The sequence below is a fragment of the Bacillus sp. AFS001701 genome, from assembly GCF_002559405.1.
Classification (GTDB): domain Bacteria; phylum Bacillota; class Bacilli; order Bacillales; family Bacillaceae_G; genus Gottfriedia.
Genome location: NZ_NTZO01000021.1, coordinates 1 through 15,450, shown reverse-complemented (window position 1 = coordinate 15,450; position 15,450 = coordinate 1). Strand labels below are relative to the sequence as shown.

Sequence of the window (15,450 nt, the reverse complement as noted above, 5' to 3'; positions counted from 1 at the left end):
TTACGAAAATTTGGTAATTTTATAGACAAGATTGTTCTTCAATAACGTAAAAAACCACCTAATTAAATTTAGATGGTTTTGTTTTTTATTAGTTGCTGTTAGGATCAGTGTCGTCGTAGTATGTACTTCCACCAGTTTGGGCATTAAATGTCCAATCAACTTTTAGCTTGTCTCCTTGGAATTGGTTTTGGTCTTTTCCATTATCAACAAACTCGAATAATACAAAAATCTTTTCTTTTTGACCAACTGCAATGCCGTCAGGGTCTTTTGTACTACCTACAAATTGATTAATTGCTGTTAAATCAGGAGTTTGATTTTGTAAGTCATATAATGTAGTTTCAACGATTTCATTTGTAGCACTGCTTGTGTTGTACATAATCGTTACTTTAATATGCTTAGCTAAGTCTTCTGTGTTATTATTTTTTACGTCTTCAACTTGATATTTAGTGTTTAATAAAACTTTGTTAATATCTAAAGTTCCATTGTTTTCTAACGTAAATTCACGATATACTTCATCACCAGGTTTTAAGTTGCTAATGTTTACAACAGCATTAGGGTTCATACCTAAGTCTAATGTACCTGCTGCGAACGTATTATCAGTTTTAATTGTATCGCTAAAATATGCAAAGGTACCTCCACTAATTAATGACAAACCGACTGCTCCACTCATTACAACTTGACCAATTCTCTTAGTAAAACTCATTTCATTTCCCCCTTAAGGTTTATTTATTAAACTCTTAAGCTTTTATTTTGTACTTAAGAGATCTAACCAACTTCATCCTGCAGTTTTTTGTTCAAACTCTTTTCTTAATTGGAATAAATTGCGTAGTGAAAAAAGAGTTAAAAGGATACCTGGAACAATTAACAATAGCGCTGACCCAGCTTTAGAGCTTACAAAATTTAATGCATAACCAACATATGGAATTGTGAAATTCGAATATTTTCCTACAATATTTTGAGGGTACACTGTCCATAAGTCTTGGGCGTTATTGTTATCACCCTTTGTTTTATATGAAATTTCTCCATTTTTATGATGGACAGCTGCTATTCTGTGAGTGATCAGCTTATTATCCATTTGGAAAGTAACAATATCGCCTTTTTGATAAGACGATGGATTTGCACCTAGCTTAACTGCAATAATTGAACCTGTATGAAAAGTAGGTTCCATCGACCCAGATAAAACAGCTTTTAATTGATAGCCTAAAATTGTAGATTCGCCACCTGTAATCCTGGAAGAAATCACAATAAAAGCTAAGAAACACAAGATGACAATAGAAATACTTTTAAAAATATTACCTACAATTGATAAAATTTTCTTCAACATGAGATATCACCTATTCGTTTTGAGTTGTATTTACTGAATTATTAGAAATTTGATTTGGGATTGTATCCGTATTGGTATGATCAGATTCCTGGCTCAGAACTGAATCTGTATTGGTATGATCAGATTCCTGGGTCGGAATTGAATCTGTATCAGAATTATTAGAATCCCTGCTCTGAGTTGAATCTGTATCAGAATTATTAGAATCCCTGCTCTGGATTGAATCTGTATTAGAGTTATTAGAACCCTGGCTCGGAATTGAATCTGTATCAGATCTATTAGAATCCTGGCTCCGTATTGAATCTGTATCAGAACTATTAGAACTTTGACCCTGACCAGAATCGATAGTATTTTTAGGTTTACTTATATCGTTTTTAATATTTTCTTTACTTTCATTTAGTTGGGTTTGAATTGTAGATTTAATGGATGCTATCTTTTGAAGATTAATTGTTTCATTTAATTGCTGGATTAGTTGATTAATAACCTGATAGCCTTTTCTCTCATATTCATAGATACTTTGTTCAGTTTCAGGTAGTTCATGAATTTGATTGTGATAAGAGTTCAACTGTTCTTGAATACTTTGTAAACTCTTTATCTCATTATTTAATTCCTGTTCCTCATTAAGAACAGTAGTAAGTAAATTTGACAATTCAGAGCTAGTCCCCTTAATTGATATCTTTAGGATCGACTCGTATAAATGATTAGCTCTTGTTGAATGATTTTTTGCGGCTATTTCTAATTGTTGGATTGTTTTAGGAAATACAATGGCTGCTGAAACGACTTGTTCTGAAGATGCTTGACTAGAAAAGGTTGCCTCCGTTTGACCAACTGTTTGCATTGCTAAGTAAAATTGAATAGAACATAAACTTACGATGATGGAGACTTTTTTTCTTACTTGTTTCAAATTTTCACTCCTTTGCAAAAGCCCTGATGGAATTCATTATTGCTCAATTGTCAGAAAATTGAAAGCGGGTTATTTTTGGGGTAATTATCGGTAGTATTTTGTCAGAATTAGTCGCTTGTAGGGTGAAAAGCTGTAAAATCACCTAAAAAAGAACCCGACCTGGATATATTGATTTAATTTTGAATTTTCTCAATAATGAAAATTGCAGTCGCAACAAAATTAAATAAGGGGTGAAAGTTTTGAAAGTGAAAAAAGAGAAAAGCATGAGAAGAAAAGCAATTCCAGCTGTAATGGCATTAACTGTGGCATTTAGTGGAGGACTAACAACTTTACCTTCATTTGTTAATGTAAAAGCAAGTGCAGCGACAGCTAATCAAGCTTTAAGTAAGGAAGAGGTAGTAAAAGCGTACCTGAATTCAAAGGTAAAAAGTCTTGCAAGATCAACTTCTCCATGGGAACAATTTAAGATTGTAGGTGAAGAAGCTAACAGTGTGACTGATACTTACCATGTAAGAACAATTGAGCAGTATAAAGGAATTCCGATTTATGGTTCAGGACAAACTGTAGCATTAGACACAAATAACAATGTATATGCATCATTTGGTGATGTAAATCAAACATTATCTCGCGCAATTATTCCGACTGAAGCTACAATATCTGAGGACGATGCTGTAGCAACTGCGAAGGAAAGTATTGATTCACAAATCGGAGTTGTTAAAAATTATGATGGAATTGATACAAAATTAACGATCTATCCATATAAAGGGGAGTATCACTTAGCGTATTTAGTTAAGGCTTCAACTTCTGTTCCAGCACCAGGATATTTCCACTATTTTGTAGATGCTACAAATGGCGAAATCATTAATAGCTACAATGCAATTGATAATGTTGACGTGTCAAAACTTACAGTTACTACTGGAAAGGGCTTGGACGTATTTGGTAAAATGCAATCTTTCCCAGTTGGAAAAGATGCATCAACTGGTTCTAGCTATTTATATGGTGGTTCAGTTACTGGTTCTACAACAAGTCCTACTATCGTACCACTAGCAACATTTGATGCACATCGCATGCCTGAAACTTCATTTATCATCTTATCAGCACTTTTAGGATTTACTGGCTTTGAAGTAACAACAAATAGCCCAACTAGCTTCTTCTATGATCCTGCTGCGGTATCAGCTCATGTTAATGCTGATAAAGTAAACAAATATTATCAAAATGTATTTAAGCGTAACAGCTTAGATGATAAAGGGATGACTCTAATTAGTACAGTTCACGTTGGAGCTAAATGGAATAATGCAGCATGGAATGGTAAACAAATGTTATACGGAGATGGCGATGGAGTTGTTTTAGGCGCACTTTCTGGTGGATTAGATGTAATTGGACATGAAATGACACATGGTGTGATTGAAAAGTCTGGCCTGGATTTAACATATAGTGGAGAGTCTGGAGCACTTAATGAGTCATTAGCAGATATCTTTGGAACATTCGTTCAAATCTATACAACAAAAGTAAACGAGTGGGAAATGGGTGAAGATGTTTACACTCCAACTAAAGCAGGTGACGGTGGTCTCCGTTCATTAAGCGACCCAGGTTCAGTACGTGTAAGCACCAAATATATGCCTTCAGGTTACTATCCAGATACTTATCAAGATCGTTATTTAGGTACTGAGGATAATGGCGGAGTGCATATTAATAGTGGTATTAACAACAAAGCTGCATACTTAATTACACAAGGTGGTACAAATAACGGCTTTACGATTACTGGTGTTGGAGTAAATAATGCACAAAAAATTTACTACCAAGCTATGAAATATCTAACTGCCGATTCTAACTTTAAAGAAATGAGAGCAGCAGTAATTCAGGCATCACGTGATTTCTTCCCAGATAAAAATGGAGTACCTTCTGCCCAAACGAAAGCTGTTATGGATGCATATTCTTCTGTAGGTGTATACGAATAAAAAAATTAAACCATGAACTAGTTTGCCTGTTCATGGTTTTCTTATTTTCTGTTAAATTTTTCCTATTTATTTTAAAAAGTAGTATTAAATTACTAAGTAAAATTATTAATTTTTCATTAAAATATCCTCATAAATTGTGTGAATAGCATGATGGAAACTATGTTGAATTATTGTATATTTAGTATAAGTTTTAGGATAGGAGGAGCAATCAATGATCGAAGGAGAAGTTATAAAATTTTATCGTACTAAAGCCGGGCTAACACAAGAAGAACTAGGAAAAGGAATCTGCTCTTCCAAGCACGTTGGAAAAATTGAAAGAGGGAGTACATCCTACTCTTCTGAGATTATTACCTTGTTTTCTGAACGATTACAAATTGATATTCGAAAAGAAATTGCAAACTTTGAAAATCTTGAAAATAAACTACTAAACTGGCATACAGCAATTATTAAACTAAGAATGAAGGAAGTTGATTCTTATAAAAAAGAGCTAGAAAAAACCCCTTTTATTAATTCGCCAAAATATGATGCTTTGTATCAATTGCTGCTAGCAAGATATTATCTCTTAAAGAACGACTATAAAAACACTTATACAATTATTCTAAGTATACAAAGAAACTATAAAGATCTACCTCCTTTTGAAAGAAATCTCCTTTTGCATGTAATAGGAATTTATTATTTAAATAATTACAATAATTCAAGTACAGAAAATCATCATAAAGCAATACAAACCTTAAAGAAGATTGATCTAAACGAATACGGAAATCCAGAATACTACTATCATTTATCAGTAGCATATGGATGGGTTGATTCTAAGGTAATGGCTTATGTATACGCAGAAAAAGCGCTTAAATATTTTAAAGATACAAGTAATTATTTACGTGCTATAAATGCTGAATCAATTATGCTTTTACAATCAAGTAACGATGGACACTTAGACTTTAAAAAATTGAAACAATCATATAAGAATCTAATTCATGATAGTGAAACGCTCAATGCGCCAGATAAAACGGGGATGTTATTAAATAACTTAGCTTTGGAATATTTTAAAAGGAAAGATTATGAAAAAGCGCAAAAATATTATAAAGCAGCATTACAATTGGAGAAAAAGCCATCGGTAATTTATCTTCAACGACTTAATAATTATCTTAGAAGTTCATTTGAAGGTAAATTAATGCGCAAATCTGCTTTATTAAATAGTGCTCAAAAAGGTCTAACAATCGCGAATAATTTAAAGAACCAACATTATCAAATTCTTTTCACATTACTGATCTATTTGATTGAAAATAAAACGGAAGAGTATATAGAGTACATAGAAAAAACAGCTTTTCCATACTTTAAGTCACGCAATCATACTATTTTTATGAAACGATATGGTAAGGAGTTGTATGACTATTATGTAAAAGAAAGTGAGTTTGAGAAGGCAGTTGAAATGTCTAACTACTTAATAGATGTTATTAAAATACATAACTAAAGGACTGTTTTAGGGCAGTTCCTTTAGTTTTTTTTAGAAAAAATTCAATGAAAATTTAAAAAATAATAGAATAATGCATTACATTCTCAATTAAAAACATATATTTAATACAAACTCATTCACAAAAGGTTTAATCACAATAGATTGAATTTAACGTTATAGGGGGTGAATGGACATCACTAAGGATCTTTCATCTGACCAAAATTTTGTTATTAATGCAGGAAATATTCCGTCTATACAAGCAGGTACATATTCCACTCGACCAGACAATCCTAAAACAGGTAGCATTTTTTTAGATACAAAGTATCGCATTTTTTATAGGTATAATGGTTCGAAATGGGATGCGCTAATTACAAACGTCAATATTGGAGCATTAGGTTGGGCAGCTCCATCAACTCCTTTAAAAACAACGAATCAATTATTTTTCGCCGTATCAGACGGTTTAAGTAAAATTTATACTAGTCGTAATGGGATTAAGGAATATGGTATAACAACGATTAGGCCACCAGATGAGGTCTCCTATATAAATTTGTTTATTAATGGAATGCTTCAGCCGACCGTAAATTATAAAATTGAACGTGGTAAATTGACTCTGCTTACTGAAGATATTCCATTGAAAGGTACCATCATAATCATACAATTTATATCTATATTTTTATGATAGTGTATCCCTAATAAAAAAATATGCCTATAAAAGACACTGATTAAAATTCAAAAAAAGTTCCTTTCAGGAACTTTTTTTTTGAGCATATATTATGTTGAAACAGTAATATCGGAAGTAGGTGCAAAACTTACTATTTCTAACACAATTGGAGTGTCAGCTAAAATTCCGTCTCCTCCAGCAGGTACAGTAATCGCTAATGAACCAACACCCGTTGCTCCAGGAGTATAAGCTGAAATACCACTCATTTGTAGAACACCATTAATGTAGACATTAAAGTAGCTATTATTTGTAGGTAATGTCGGCAGTGTAGTAACTGCAGCTCCAGTATCAGTTAAAAAATCAGCTGCGTCAATTGTTAAAGTTGCACCAGCTGCAGTAGAAGTGGTTGTAACGTAGAAGAATCTTGAATCTGTTGGTACAGTTTCAATAGTTGAAGAAGCAGAAACGAGAATTTTCATTAGTTGAAGTGCCATTTGGATTTGCTCCTTTCTGTTATGATTGACTCTTTTCGAAATGGTTGTTGTTTATAAACCGATCATTTTAAAACACAGAGTAAATAAAGAAGCTGATAAGAAACAAGGTGTGGGGTTTTTTGTAGGAGTATCAGAAAAAGTGAAAATTTGAGATGTCTTCCGAGTATATTCAACTAGACATCTCTTTAAAGGGCAACAAGATTTACGAAAACAGCCATTATATATTACATATTTATTTTATGTTTAAAATTACAGAAATGTATGGGGGACAAACTATATTACAGAAATATTTTTATTCATGTTATAATACATCCTCATTTCTGCCCATGAAAAATAGAAAAAGGATATTAAAATTAAAATATGATATGATTTTTAAAATAATTGTACTAATTTTAAAGAATGGGGATAAGTTATGATTCGAATTTTAATTGTGGATGATGATTCTCATATAAGAGAGTTGCTAAAAATGTATTTACAAACAGAAGGCTATTCTACATTTGAAGCAGCTAACGGAGACGAAGCTTCTGCATTGCTTGAGCAACAACAAATTAATTTAGCGATTGTAGATATAATGATGCCAGGTAAAGATGGGTACCAGCTTTGCGAAGAAATAAGAGAGTATTATGATTTTCCCGTCATAATGTTAACTGCAAAAAGCGAGCTATCTGATAAAGAAAAAGGGTTTGCAGTAGGCACAGATGACTATTTGACCAAACCATTTGAACCAAAAGAAATACTATTCCGGATTAAGGCACTGTTAAGAAGATACAATATGATTAGTGCTCAAAAAATAAAGCTGAACGAAACCGTTATTGATCGAAAAAGCTATGAAGTTTACTGTAAAGGAAAATTACTTATGCTTCCAATGAAGGAATTTGAATTATTGTCTCAATTGGCAAGTTATCCGGATCGAATATTTACTCGAGATGAGTTGATCCAATTAATTTGGGGTGCTGATTTTGAAGGTGATGATCGAACAATAAATGTTCATATTAAACGATTACGTGAAAGATTTTCTACTTTAACGGATGACTTTAGTATAAAAACTGTTCGTGGTGTTGGTTATAAATTGGAGGTCACTAGAAAGTGAAAACTTTATACATAAGAATTGTTCTTACAATCCTCGGTGTAATGATTTGTAGCAGTTTATTGGCTTTCTTTCTTTCAAATGTGTATTACCACTATAATCTAAAGCCTTATAATGATAAAAAATTAACTAAAATGGCTTTAGACGTTGGTACTTTTTATGAAGAAAATAATGATATCGAACTAAGCAATTACTTAAAAAGTATTAGTAAATTGGGATATCAAATTTTACTAGTAGATCAACAAGGAAACCAATCATTCTATGGTGGTTCTTTTAGAGAAAAAAAACTAGATCATAAAGTGATTGATTCTGTTTTAAACGGGAAGGTCTACCATGGCATTGCCGAATTTCCAACATCATTATTTGTGACGGGTTTTTTTGATAATACATTGAGTAATACAGTAGGTGTTCCTATTAAATCGAGTAATCATCATTTGGCTCTTTTTATGCGTCCAAATGTACAGCTTCAATTTGGTGAATTGCGTATACTCTTTTCCATTCTCCTCTTACTGACAATTGTATTAAGTATCGTATTCGTTCTAGTTAGTACAAGATATATTGTAAGACCGATTATTAAATTAACTGAAGCAACTAAAAAAATTGCAGAAGGAAAATATAATGTTCAATTGCAAATTAAACGCCAAGACGAAATAGGAAAACTGGCTAATCACTTTTCGCACATGTCACAAAGATTAGGACAAATTGAAGCGATGCGTCAGGAGTTTGTTTCAAATGTATCTCATGAAATTCAATCACCGCTTGCATCGATACAAGGTTTTTCGCAGTCGCTTCAAACTGAAAAATTAACCGAAGAGCAAAAGAATCATTACTTATCGATTATAGAGGAAGAAAGTAAAAGAATGTCCTTGTTAAGTAAACAATTATTAACGTTAGCTGCCTTAGATAAGGAAGAAAGTATATTGCAAAAAACAACTTTTGATGTTGCAGAGCAAATTAAACAAGTAGTTTTTACAACTGAATGGAGTTGGAGAAACAAAGAGTTGGCCATTGATTTGGAATTACCACAAACTTTTGTGTATGCTGATAAGAATCTACTGCATCAAGTTTGGACAAACCTAATGACGAATAGCATTAAATTTAATCATGAAGGTGGATCAATCTCAATAAAACTAAGTAGTAATGAAGAGTATGTTCAATTTGAATTTAAAGATACTGGAATTGGCATTTCCGAAAAGGATTTACAACAAATATTTAATCGGTTTTTTATTGTTGATAAAGCAAGGAATCGAAAAGAATCCAGTAGTGGCTTAGGTTTAGCGATTGTTAAACAAATCATTGAATTACATAAAGGGCATATTGAAGTAAGCAGTAAAGTAGGAGAAGGAACTAAATTTTATCTAACCATACCTAATATTAAAGAGACCTGATCTATAATTGTAATCGACTGTTCACCTGTTGTTCATCTAACATTCCTATACTTTAAATTACAAAGAGTGATTCTACTTATAACACTCTTTAAAATTTAGTAGGTTAAAGGAGATGAATGACAGGTGTTTCTTGCATTAAGGGAATTTAAACACGCAAAATTACGTTTTTTATTAATTAGTCTAATCATGATCCTTATATCATTCCTAGTATTATTCGTTTCAGGATTAGCGAAAGGATTATCTTTTGATAATGCTTCTTCTATTGATAGCATGGCCTCAAATTATTTTGTATTACAAAAAGAATCGGGTAAACAAATTAATCATTCAATGTTAACGGAAAATCAAATAAATGAAGTTCAGAACTTGGTTGATGAGAAAAATTCCACTACTTTAGGAGTTCAAATGACTACATTTCTAAAGGATGGAACATCTAAAAAAATTGATGCTACCTTATTTGGAATTGATGTGAATGGTTTAGCTACTCCAAAGGTAATTGAAGGAGAAATGATTAATAATTCAACAAAGAATGAAGTGGTAGGAGATATTTCTTTAAAAGAAAAAGGAATCAAGCTTGGGGACAATATTTCAGATCAAATCTCGGGTAAAGAATTTAAAGTTGTTGGATTTACCGAGAATCAATCATATAGCCACGCACCAGTAATTCATATGAATTACAAAGAGTGGTCGATGGTGAATAGTAAGAATTCATTTAATACAATTGCTTTAAAAACAAACGAAAGTACGGCAAAAAAGATAAGTGAAAAAGTCTCAGGAGTAGAAGTAATTAATAAAAATCAGGCATTAAAAGGCATACCTGGTTATAAAGAAGAGCAGGGCTCTTTACTAATGATGATCGTTTTTCTATTCTTTATCGGAGCATTTGTGTTAGCAGTCTTTTTCTATATCATTACGATTCAAAAAATTAATCAATTTGGCGTGCTAAAAGCAATAGGTTCAAAAACTAGTTATTTAGCTAAGAATATTATTTTTCAAGTTTTAACACTTACACTATTAAGTCTAATGATCAGTATTTCAATCACATTTGGATTATCTAAAGTATTACCAGCTAGCTTACCTTTTGTATTTGATGCTCAGTTAATCATTGGAAGTTCATTATTATTCCTATTTGTAGCAATAGTTGGCTCGTTAATATCTTTATTAAAAGTTGTAAAAATTGATGCGATTGAAGCAATAGGGAGGGCTTTTTAATGAGTAATAAACTAGTGCTAGATACTATTAGCAAAACATACAATGACGGAGATTCTTTAGCAACAACCGTATTAGATCAAGTTTCTATTCAAGTAAAAGCCGGTGAACTAGTAGCAGTTGTAGGTCCGTCTGGTTCAGGTAAAAGTACCTTCCTTTCAATAGCAGGAGCATTATTATCTCCGACTAGTGGGAAGATTTTAATAGATGATATTGAAATAAGTAATCTTCCAGCAAATAAATTGAATGAATTTAGATTATCTAAAATCGGATTCATTTTTCAAATGTCTAATTTAATCCCGTATTTAACAGTTAAAGATCAGCTTCTATTAATTGCCGAATTAGCTGGAATAAAAAACAAAATTGCAGAGAAGAAAGCTAACGAATTAATTGAACAATTAGGATTATCAAAGAGGACGAGAAACTATCCAGAAAATTTATCAGGTGGAGAGAGACAACGAGTAGCCATTGCAAGAGCACTAATGAATGATCCAGAAGTGATCTTTGCGGATGAACCTACAGCTAGTCTCGATTCAGAAAGAGGAAGGTCAGTTGTTGAAATGCTATCTAAAGAAGTAAAGCAAAGACAAAAAGCTGCGATAATGGTTACTCATGATAAAAGGATGCTAGATTTATGTGACCGTGTTGTTTATATTGAAAATGGAAAACTTACTGAACAAATTTAAAGAAGTGCCCGTTTTTATTGACGGGTTCTTTTTTGATTGTTTATGAATAAGGAGATATTTTGAATCATCGAGATATTTTCTCATGAAGCAGTTATGAGGAAGTAATTTAGAACAATGAGCTATTTTAGTGACTCATGAAGCTGATACGAGTATGAAATATTAACTACCAATTTTCTAAATAAAAAAAAGAACCCGTTCAAATCAAACGGGTTCATTAATTAGAGATGAAATCGATCTAAAAGATTCGATTTAGCAAGATCAATTACATCACTTGCATGGCCATTTAATACAGCTTTTAATGTCCATAGTGTAAATCCATGCGCTTGTTCAATACTTACTTTAGGAGGCATTGCTAGTTCTTGACGGTTTACTAATACATCAATTAATGCCGGTCCATTGTGTTCAAACGCACGTTGTACAGCGGATTCTAAATCAGCAGGATCTTCTACACGAATTCCATCAATCCCCATCGCTTGAGCTAATGATGCAAAGTTAGGGTTTTCTAAAGTTGTACCAGTTTCTAGGTAACCGGCAGCTTTCATTTCTAATTCTACGAAACTTAGCGCACTATTATTAAATACAACTATTTTTACAGGTAATTTATGCTGATGGATTGTTAATAAATCACCCATTAACATTGATAATCCACCATCTCCGCATAATGCGACTACTTGACGACCAGGTTGAGAAACTTGAGCGCCAATTGCTTGAGGCATGGCATTAGCCATCGTTCCGTGATTAAACGATCCAAGTAATCTTCTTTTTCCATTCATTTGTAAATATCTTGCAGACCATAATGTTGGCGTTCCGACATCGCATGTAAAGATTGTATCTTCATTTGCAAGATCACTTACAACTTTAGTTAAATACTGAGGGTGGATCGGTGTGCGTCCTGGTTTTCCGACAGCAAATTTATCTAAATCTTCACGTACATTTTTGTATGCTGAAACATATTTTTCTAGATGGCTTGAATCTTTCACATCTGTTAAGAGAGGTAATAACTGACTTATTGTCTCTTTTACATCACCACATAGTCCATACGTAAGTGCAGCTCGTCGTCCTAAATGTTCAGCACGAACATCTACTTGTAAAATAACTGCATCATCCGGATAAAATTGTCGATAAGGGAAATCTGTTCCAAGCATTAATAAGACATCGCAATCCATGATAGCGTGATATCCTGATGAGTAGCCAATTAATCCGGTTAGCCCAGCATTGTATGGATTATCGTATTCAAGGAATTCTTTTCCTCTAAGCGCAATAACCATTGGAGATTTTAACTTTTCGCAAAGAAGCATTAAATGAGAATGAGCACCTTCACAGCCTGCTCCGCAAAGTAGTGTAACTTTCTTACCATCATTGAGAAATCCAGCTAGTTTTTCTAATTCAGGTTTCGATGGACTAATCAGTGGATTCGTTACATGAATAACTTGTTCTGGAACAGTTTGTCGATCTTCTAAAGCAGCTATGTCTCCAGGTAAAACAAGAACAGATACACCTTTTCTTGCGATTGCATGCTGCATTGCTATCGTTGCTAGACGAGGCATTTGTTCTGCTCTATATACGGTTTCACAGAAGTGACTGCATTCTTTAAATAATTGCTCAGGACGAGTTTGTTGAAAATACTCACTTCCAATTTCGATGCTTGGAATTTGAGCCGCGATCGCAAGTACAGGAATACGGCTTCGATGACAATCGTATAATCCGTTAATTAGGTGAAGATTACCTGGACCACTGCTTCCGGCACAAACTGCGATACTTCCACTCATTAGAGCATCGGAACCTGCAGCAAAAGCCGCAACCTCTTCATGGCGAACGCCGATCCATTCAATTCTTTTTGAGTTTTTAATTGAATCCAAAACAGCATTTAAAGAATCTCCAACAATACCGTAAATTCTAGTAACTCCTGCCTGAATCAATGAATCAATCAGTAAATCTGCAATTGTTTTCCTCATTGTAATCTCCTTCTAGTTCACTGTTAATAGGAACTAATTGAATTTAATAAGCCTTAGGCTACAGATAAATTTATGCTTTGCAGAAATTCAAAACGTTATACCAAAAAAAGGCAGGAAAAGCAGGAGGCATTAAGAATAATACTTTAAAAAGTCTCTTATCCTCGTATTTTTTGTCGAAGGAATCTGTCTTGAAACTTACGTTTACGTAAGATTTATAATATATCTATAGCTAGAAGGAGGAGGGCATTTTGAAGTTTTATTCGATTCGAGAGATGACGAATGAATTTAATACGACTCATAGAACCCTTAGATATTATGAAGAAATCGGATTATTACACCCATCCTATACTGATAGTGGTAGAAGAAGGTATTCTCATAAAGATCGTACACGTCTTTATTTAATTCAAAGGGGTAAAAATTTAGGCTTTAATTTGCAGGAAATAAAAGAAATGATTGATTTATTCATGCTCGATGGAACAGGTGAAAAACAATTACAAAAAACAATTGAATATGGAAATCAAAAAATTTTAGAGTTAGATAAAAAAATTAACGATTTAATCCAATTAAAAGAAGAAATTATGAGAATGAAGAGTAATCTTGAGCGGAATTTATTAGAAATCGAATGAAATACTTCCGGAAAAGGATGTGGAGGTTTAATGAATTTATATAAAGAAGATCGTAATCTACAGATGATTTTAGGAAAATATTTTAATGAAGATTTTTTTACATGGGCTAATAGAGAACTAGAAGAATTTGGTGAGCTTTGTGCGAATGAAATCGATCAACGTGCAATTCACACAGACCGAGAAGGTCAACCACGTTTAATCAAATATGATGCATATGGTAATGATATTTCACATGTTTGGGTAAATGAAGGTTATAAGCAAACTGTAAAAGATACGTATAATAGAGGGATTGTTAGCTATATTCATAAGCTAATTCCCGAACTTGGTATAAAGGGGAATTATATTTATTCCTATGCGCAAGGTTACTTACTATCGCAGACTGAAGCTGGTTTTTATTGTCCAGTAACATTATCAATGGCTGCTACGTTTTTAGTTGAAAGATATGCAGATGAAGCATTAAAAGAAAAATATCTCCCTCATTTATTATCGACAGGCGAAATCGAATTATATGAAGGAGCAACTTTTTTAACTGAAAGACAGGGTGGTTCAGATGTTGGAGCCAATGTAGTGAAAGCAGTTAATGAAAATGATTACTATCGTATTTACGGAGAGAAATATTTTGCTAGCAATGCAGGTCAGTGTGGTATTACAACGATTTTAGCAAGAATTGAGGGAGCACCTTCTGGAAGTAAGGGGTTAAGTTTATTTTTAGTTCCTTGGAAGAATGATGATGGTACAAATAATGGATTCACGATTCGTCGCTTAAAAGATAAGCTAGGTGTAAGAGCTGTTCCATCAGGAGAAGTAGAGTTTAATGGAGCGAAAGCATTTCTAATCGGAGATCCTTCTAGAGGAATTAACTATATGATGGAAGCATTGAATTTATCTAGAATTTGTAATGCTGTAGCATCAGTTGGAATTATGAGAAGAGCCTATGTGGAGGCGAAGAAATATGCTGAAAATAGACCGGCATTTGGACAAATATTAACGAATTTTCCAATGATAAAAGAGACATTAGCAAAACTTGCAACCATTCAGGAAGTTCAGACAAGTGCAGTATTTAATTTAGTGGCTTTATATGATCGAGTGGTTGGGAAAGAAAATGGAACAAGCGAGGAACATACATTAGTAAGGCTTTTAATCGCTTTATTAAAAATGCGTACAGCTGAAGAAGCAATTCATTTCTCCCACGAAGCGATTGAAATGCATGGAGGAAATGGTTATATTGAAGATTTTGTTACACCACGTCTTTTAAGAGATGCGCAAGTACTTACAGTCTGGGAAGGAACAGCGAATATTTTAGGTTTAGAGATTTTGAGACTGTTTAATAAAATGAATGGTTATCAAGTCTTTAAATCGTATATTGAAGAAAAATTAGTGGAAACACCTCAAACATTAGTAGATGAAAGTGAAATCGTAAAGAAAAAGCTGGAAGAATTAAATGAAATTGCTCATTATACATCTACTTTAGATGCAAATACCCAATCATATAATGCTAAGAAAATAGCAAATAGAATGGCAGATTTAGTTGAAGCAGTTACTGCTCTTGAAGATGCAAAAGATCATATTCGAAAAGAGTACATTGCAAAAATATTGATCCATGAACGATATTTTAAAGATGAAATAAATAAAGAACAAATTCATTTAAAGTATTTTGATGAAATAGTTGGTTATAAAGTTTCGATAAATAAATGATTATAGACACCTATTT

14 protein-coding genes are annotated in these 15,450 nt (G+C 33.0%); 9 read left to right on the top strand and 5 right to left on the bottom strand.

Annotated elements, in window-relative coordinates:
• Positions 1-88: 88 nt before the first annotated feature.
• From CN514_RS02290 to CN514_RS02280, 3 genes are all read right to left on the bottom strand, one after another.
• Complete coding sequence (locus CN514_RS02290) at positions 89-703, bottom strand: TasA family protein (protein WP_098231201.1); 615 nt, start codon at positions 701-703, stop codon at positions 89-91.
• Between the two features lie 72 nt (positions 704-775).
• Positions 776-1,321: a signal peptidase I SipW gene (sipW, locus tag CN514_RS02285; protein ID WP_435817647.1), complete on the bottom strand. Its 546-nt coding sequence runs from the start codon at positions 1,319-1,321 to the stop codon at positions 776-778.
• A 13-nt stretch (positions 1,322-1,334) separates the two neighbouring features.
• Complete coding sequence (locus tag CN514_RS02280) at positions 1,335-2,225, bottom strand: DUF4047 domain-containing protein (protein WP_098231199.1); 891 nt, start codon at positions 2,223-2,225, stop codon at positions 1,335-1,337.
• A gap of 263 nt (positions 2,226-2,488) precedes the next feature.
• On the opposite strand from CN514_RS02280, the gene CN514_RS02275 reads away from it, so the two are divergent.
• From CN514_RS02275 to CN514_RS02265, 3 genes are all read left to right on the top strand, one after another.
• Positions 2,489-4,183, top strand: a complete 1,695-nt coding sequence (locus CN514_RS02275; protein ID WP_098231202.1) for a M4 family metallopeptidase — start codon at positions 2,489-2,491, stop codon at positions 4,181-4,183.
• Positions 4,184-4,394: 211 nt separating this feature from the next.
• Complete coding sequence (locus CN514_RS02270; protein WP_098231198.1) at positions 4,395-5,654, top strand: helix-turn-helix domain-containing protein; 1,260 nt, start codon at positions 4,395-4,397, stop codon at positions 5,652-5,654.
• 169 nt (positions 5,655-5,823) lie between these two features.
• A complete protein-coding gene (locus CN514_RS02265; protein WP_098231197.1) occupies positions 5,824-6,315 on the top strand; it encodes a DUF4183 domain-containing protein in 492 nt (163 codons plus the stop codon).
• A gap of 92 nt (positions 6,316-6,407) precedes the next feature.
• On the opposite strand, the gene CN514_RS02260 is transcribed toward CN514_RS02265, so the two are convergent.
• Positions 6,408-6,791, bottom strand: coding sequence for a DUF4183 domain-containing protein (locus CN514_RS02260; protein ID WP_098231196.1), 384 nt, complete (start codon positions 6,789-6,791; stop codon positions 6,408-6,410).
• 412 nt (positions 6,792-7,203) lie between these two features.
• On the opposite strand from CN514_RS02260, the gene CN514_RS02250 reads away from it, so the two are divergent.
• The 4 genes from CN514_RS02250 to CN514_RS02235 all read left to right on the top strand — a co-directional run bounded on the left by CN514_RS02250 (position 7,204) and on the right by CN514_RS02235 (position 11,158).
• The gene (locus CN514_RS02250) at positions 7,204-7,881 is read left to right on the top strand and encodes a response regulator transcription factor (protein WP_098231194.1); all 678 of its coding nucleotides are present in this window, start codon (positions 7,204-7,206) and stop codon (positions 7,879-7,881) included.
• On the top strand, positions 7,878-9,266 hold the full coding sequence (locus CN514_RS02245; RefSeq protein WP_098231193.1) for a sensor histidine kinase: 1,389 nt from the start codon (positions 7,878-7,880) through the stop codon (positions 9,264-9,266). Before CN514_RS02250 ends, CN514_RS02245 begins: the two co-directional genes overlap by 4 nt.
• Positions 9,267-9,389: 123 nt before the next feature.
• Positions 9,390-10,475, top strand: a complete 1,086-nt coding sequence (locus tag CN514_RS02240; RefSeq protein WP_098231192.1) for an ABC transporter permease — start codon at positions 9,390-9,392, stop codon at positions 10,473-10,475.
• Entirely contained in the window at positions 10,475-11,158 is a 684-nt protein-coding gene (locus CN514_RS02235; RefSeq protein ID WP_098231191.1) for an ABC transporter ATP-binding protein, read from the top strand. The genes CN514_RS02240 and CN514_RS02235 overlap by 1 nt, the downstream gene beginning before the upstream one ends.
• 218 nt (positions 11,159-11,376) lie before the next feature.
• Here the strand turns inward: CN514_RS02235 and poxB are convergent, their stop codons facing one another.
• On the bottom strand, positions 11,377-13,113 hold the full coding sequence (gene poxB / locus CN514_RS02230) for a ubiquinone-dependent pyruvate dehydrogenase (RefSeq protein ID WP_098231190.1): 1,737 nt from the start codon (positions 13,111-13,113) through the stop codon (positions 11,377-11,379).
• A 248-nt stretch (positions 13,114-13,361) separates the two neighbouring features.
• Between poxB and CN514_RS02225 the strand changes: the two genes are divergently transcribed.
• Complete coding sequence (locus CN514_RS02225) at positions 13,362-13,739, top strand: MerR family transcriptional regulator (RefSeq protein WP_098231189.1); 378 nt, start codon at positions 13,362-13,364, stop codon at positions 13,737-13,739.
• A gap of 30 nt (positions 13,740-13,769) precedes the next feature.
• A complete protein-coding gene (locus CN514_RS02220) occupies positions 13,770-15,434 on the top strand; it encodes an acyl-CoA dehydrogenase family protein (protein WP_098231188.1) in 1,665 nt (554 codons plus the stop codon).
• Positions 15,435-15,450 lie beyond the last annotated feature (16 nt).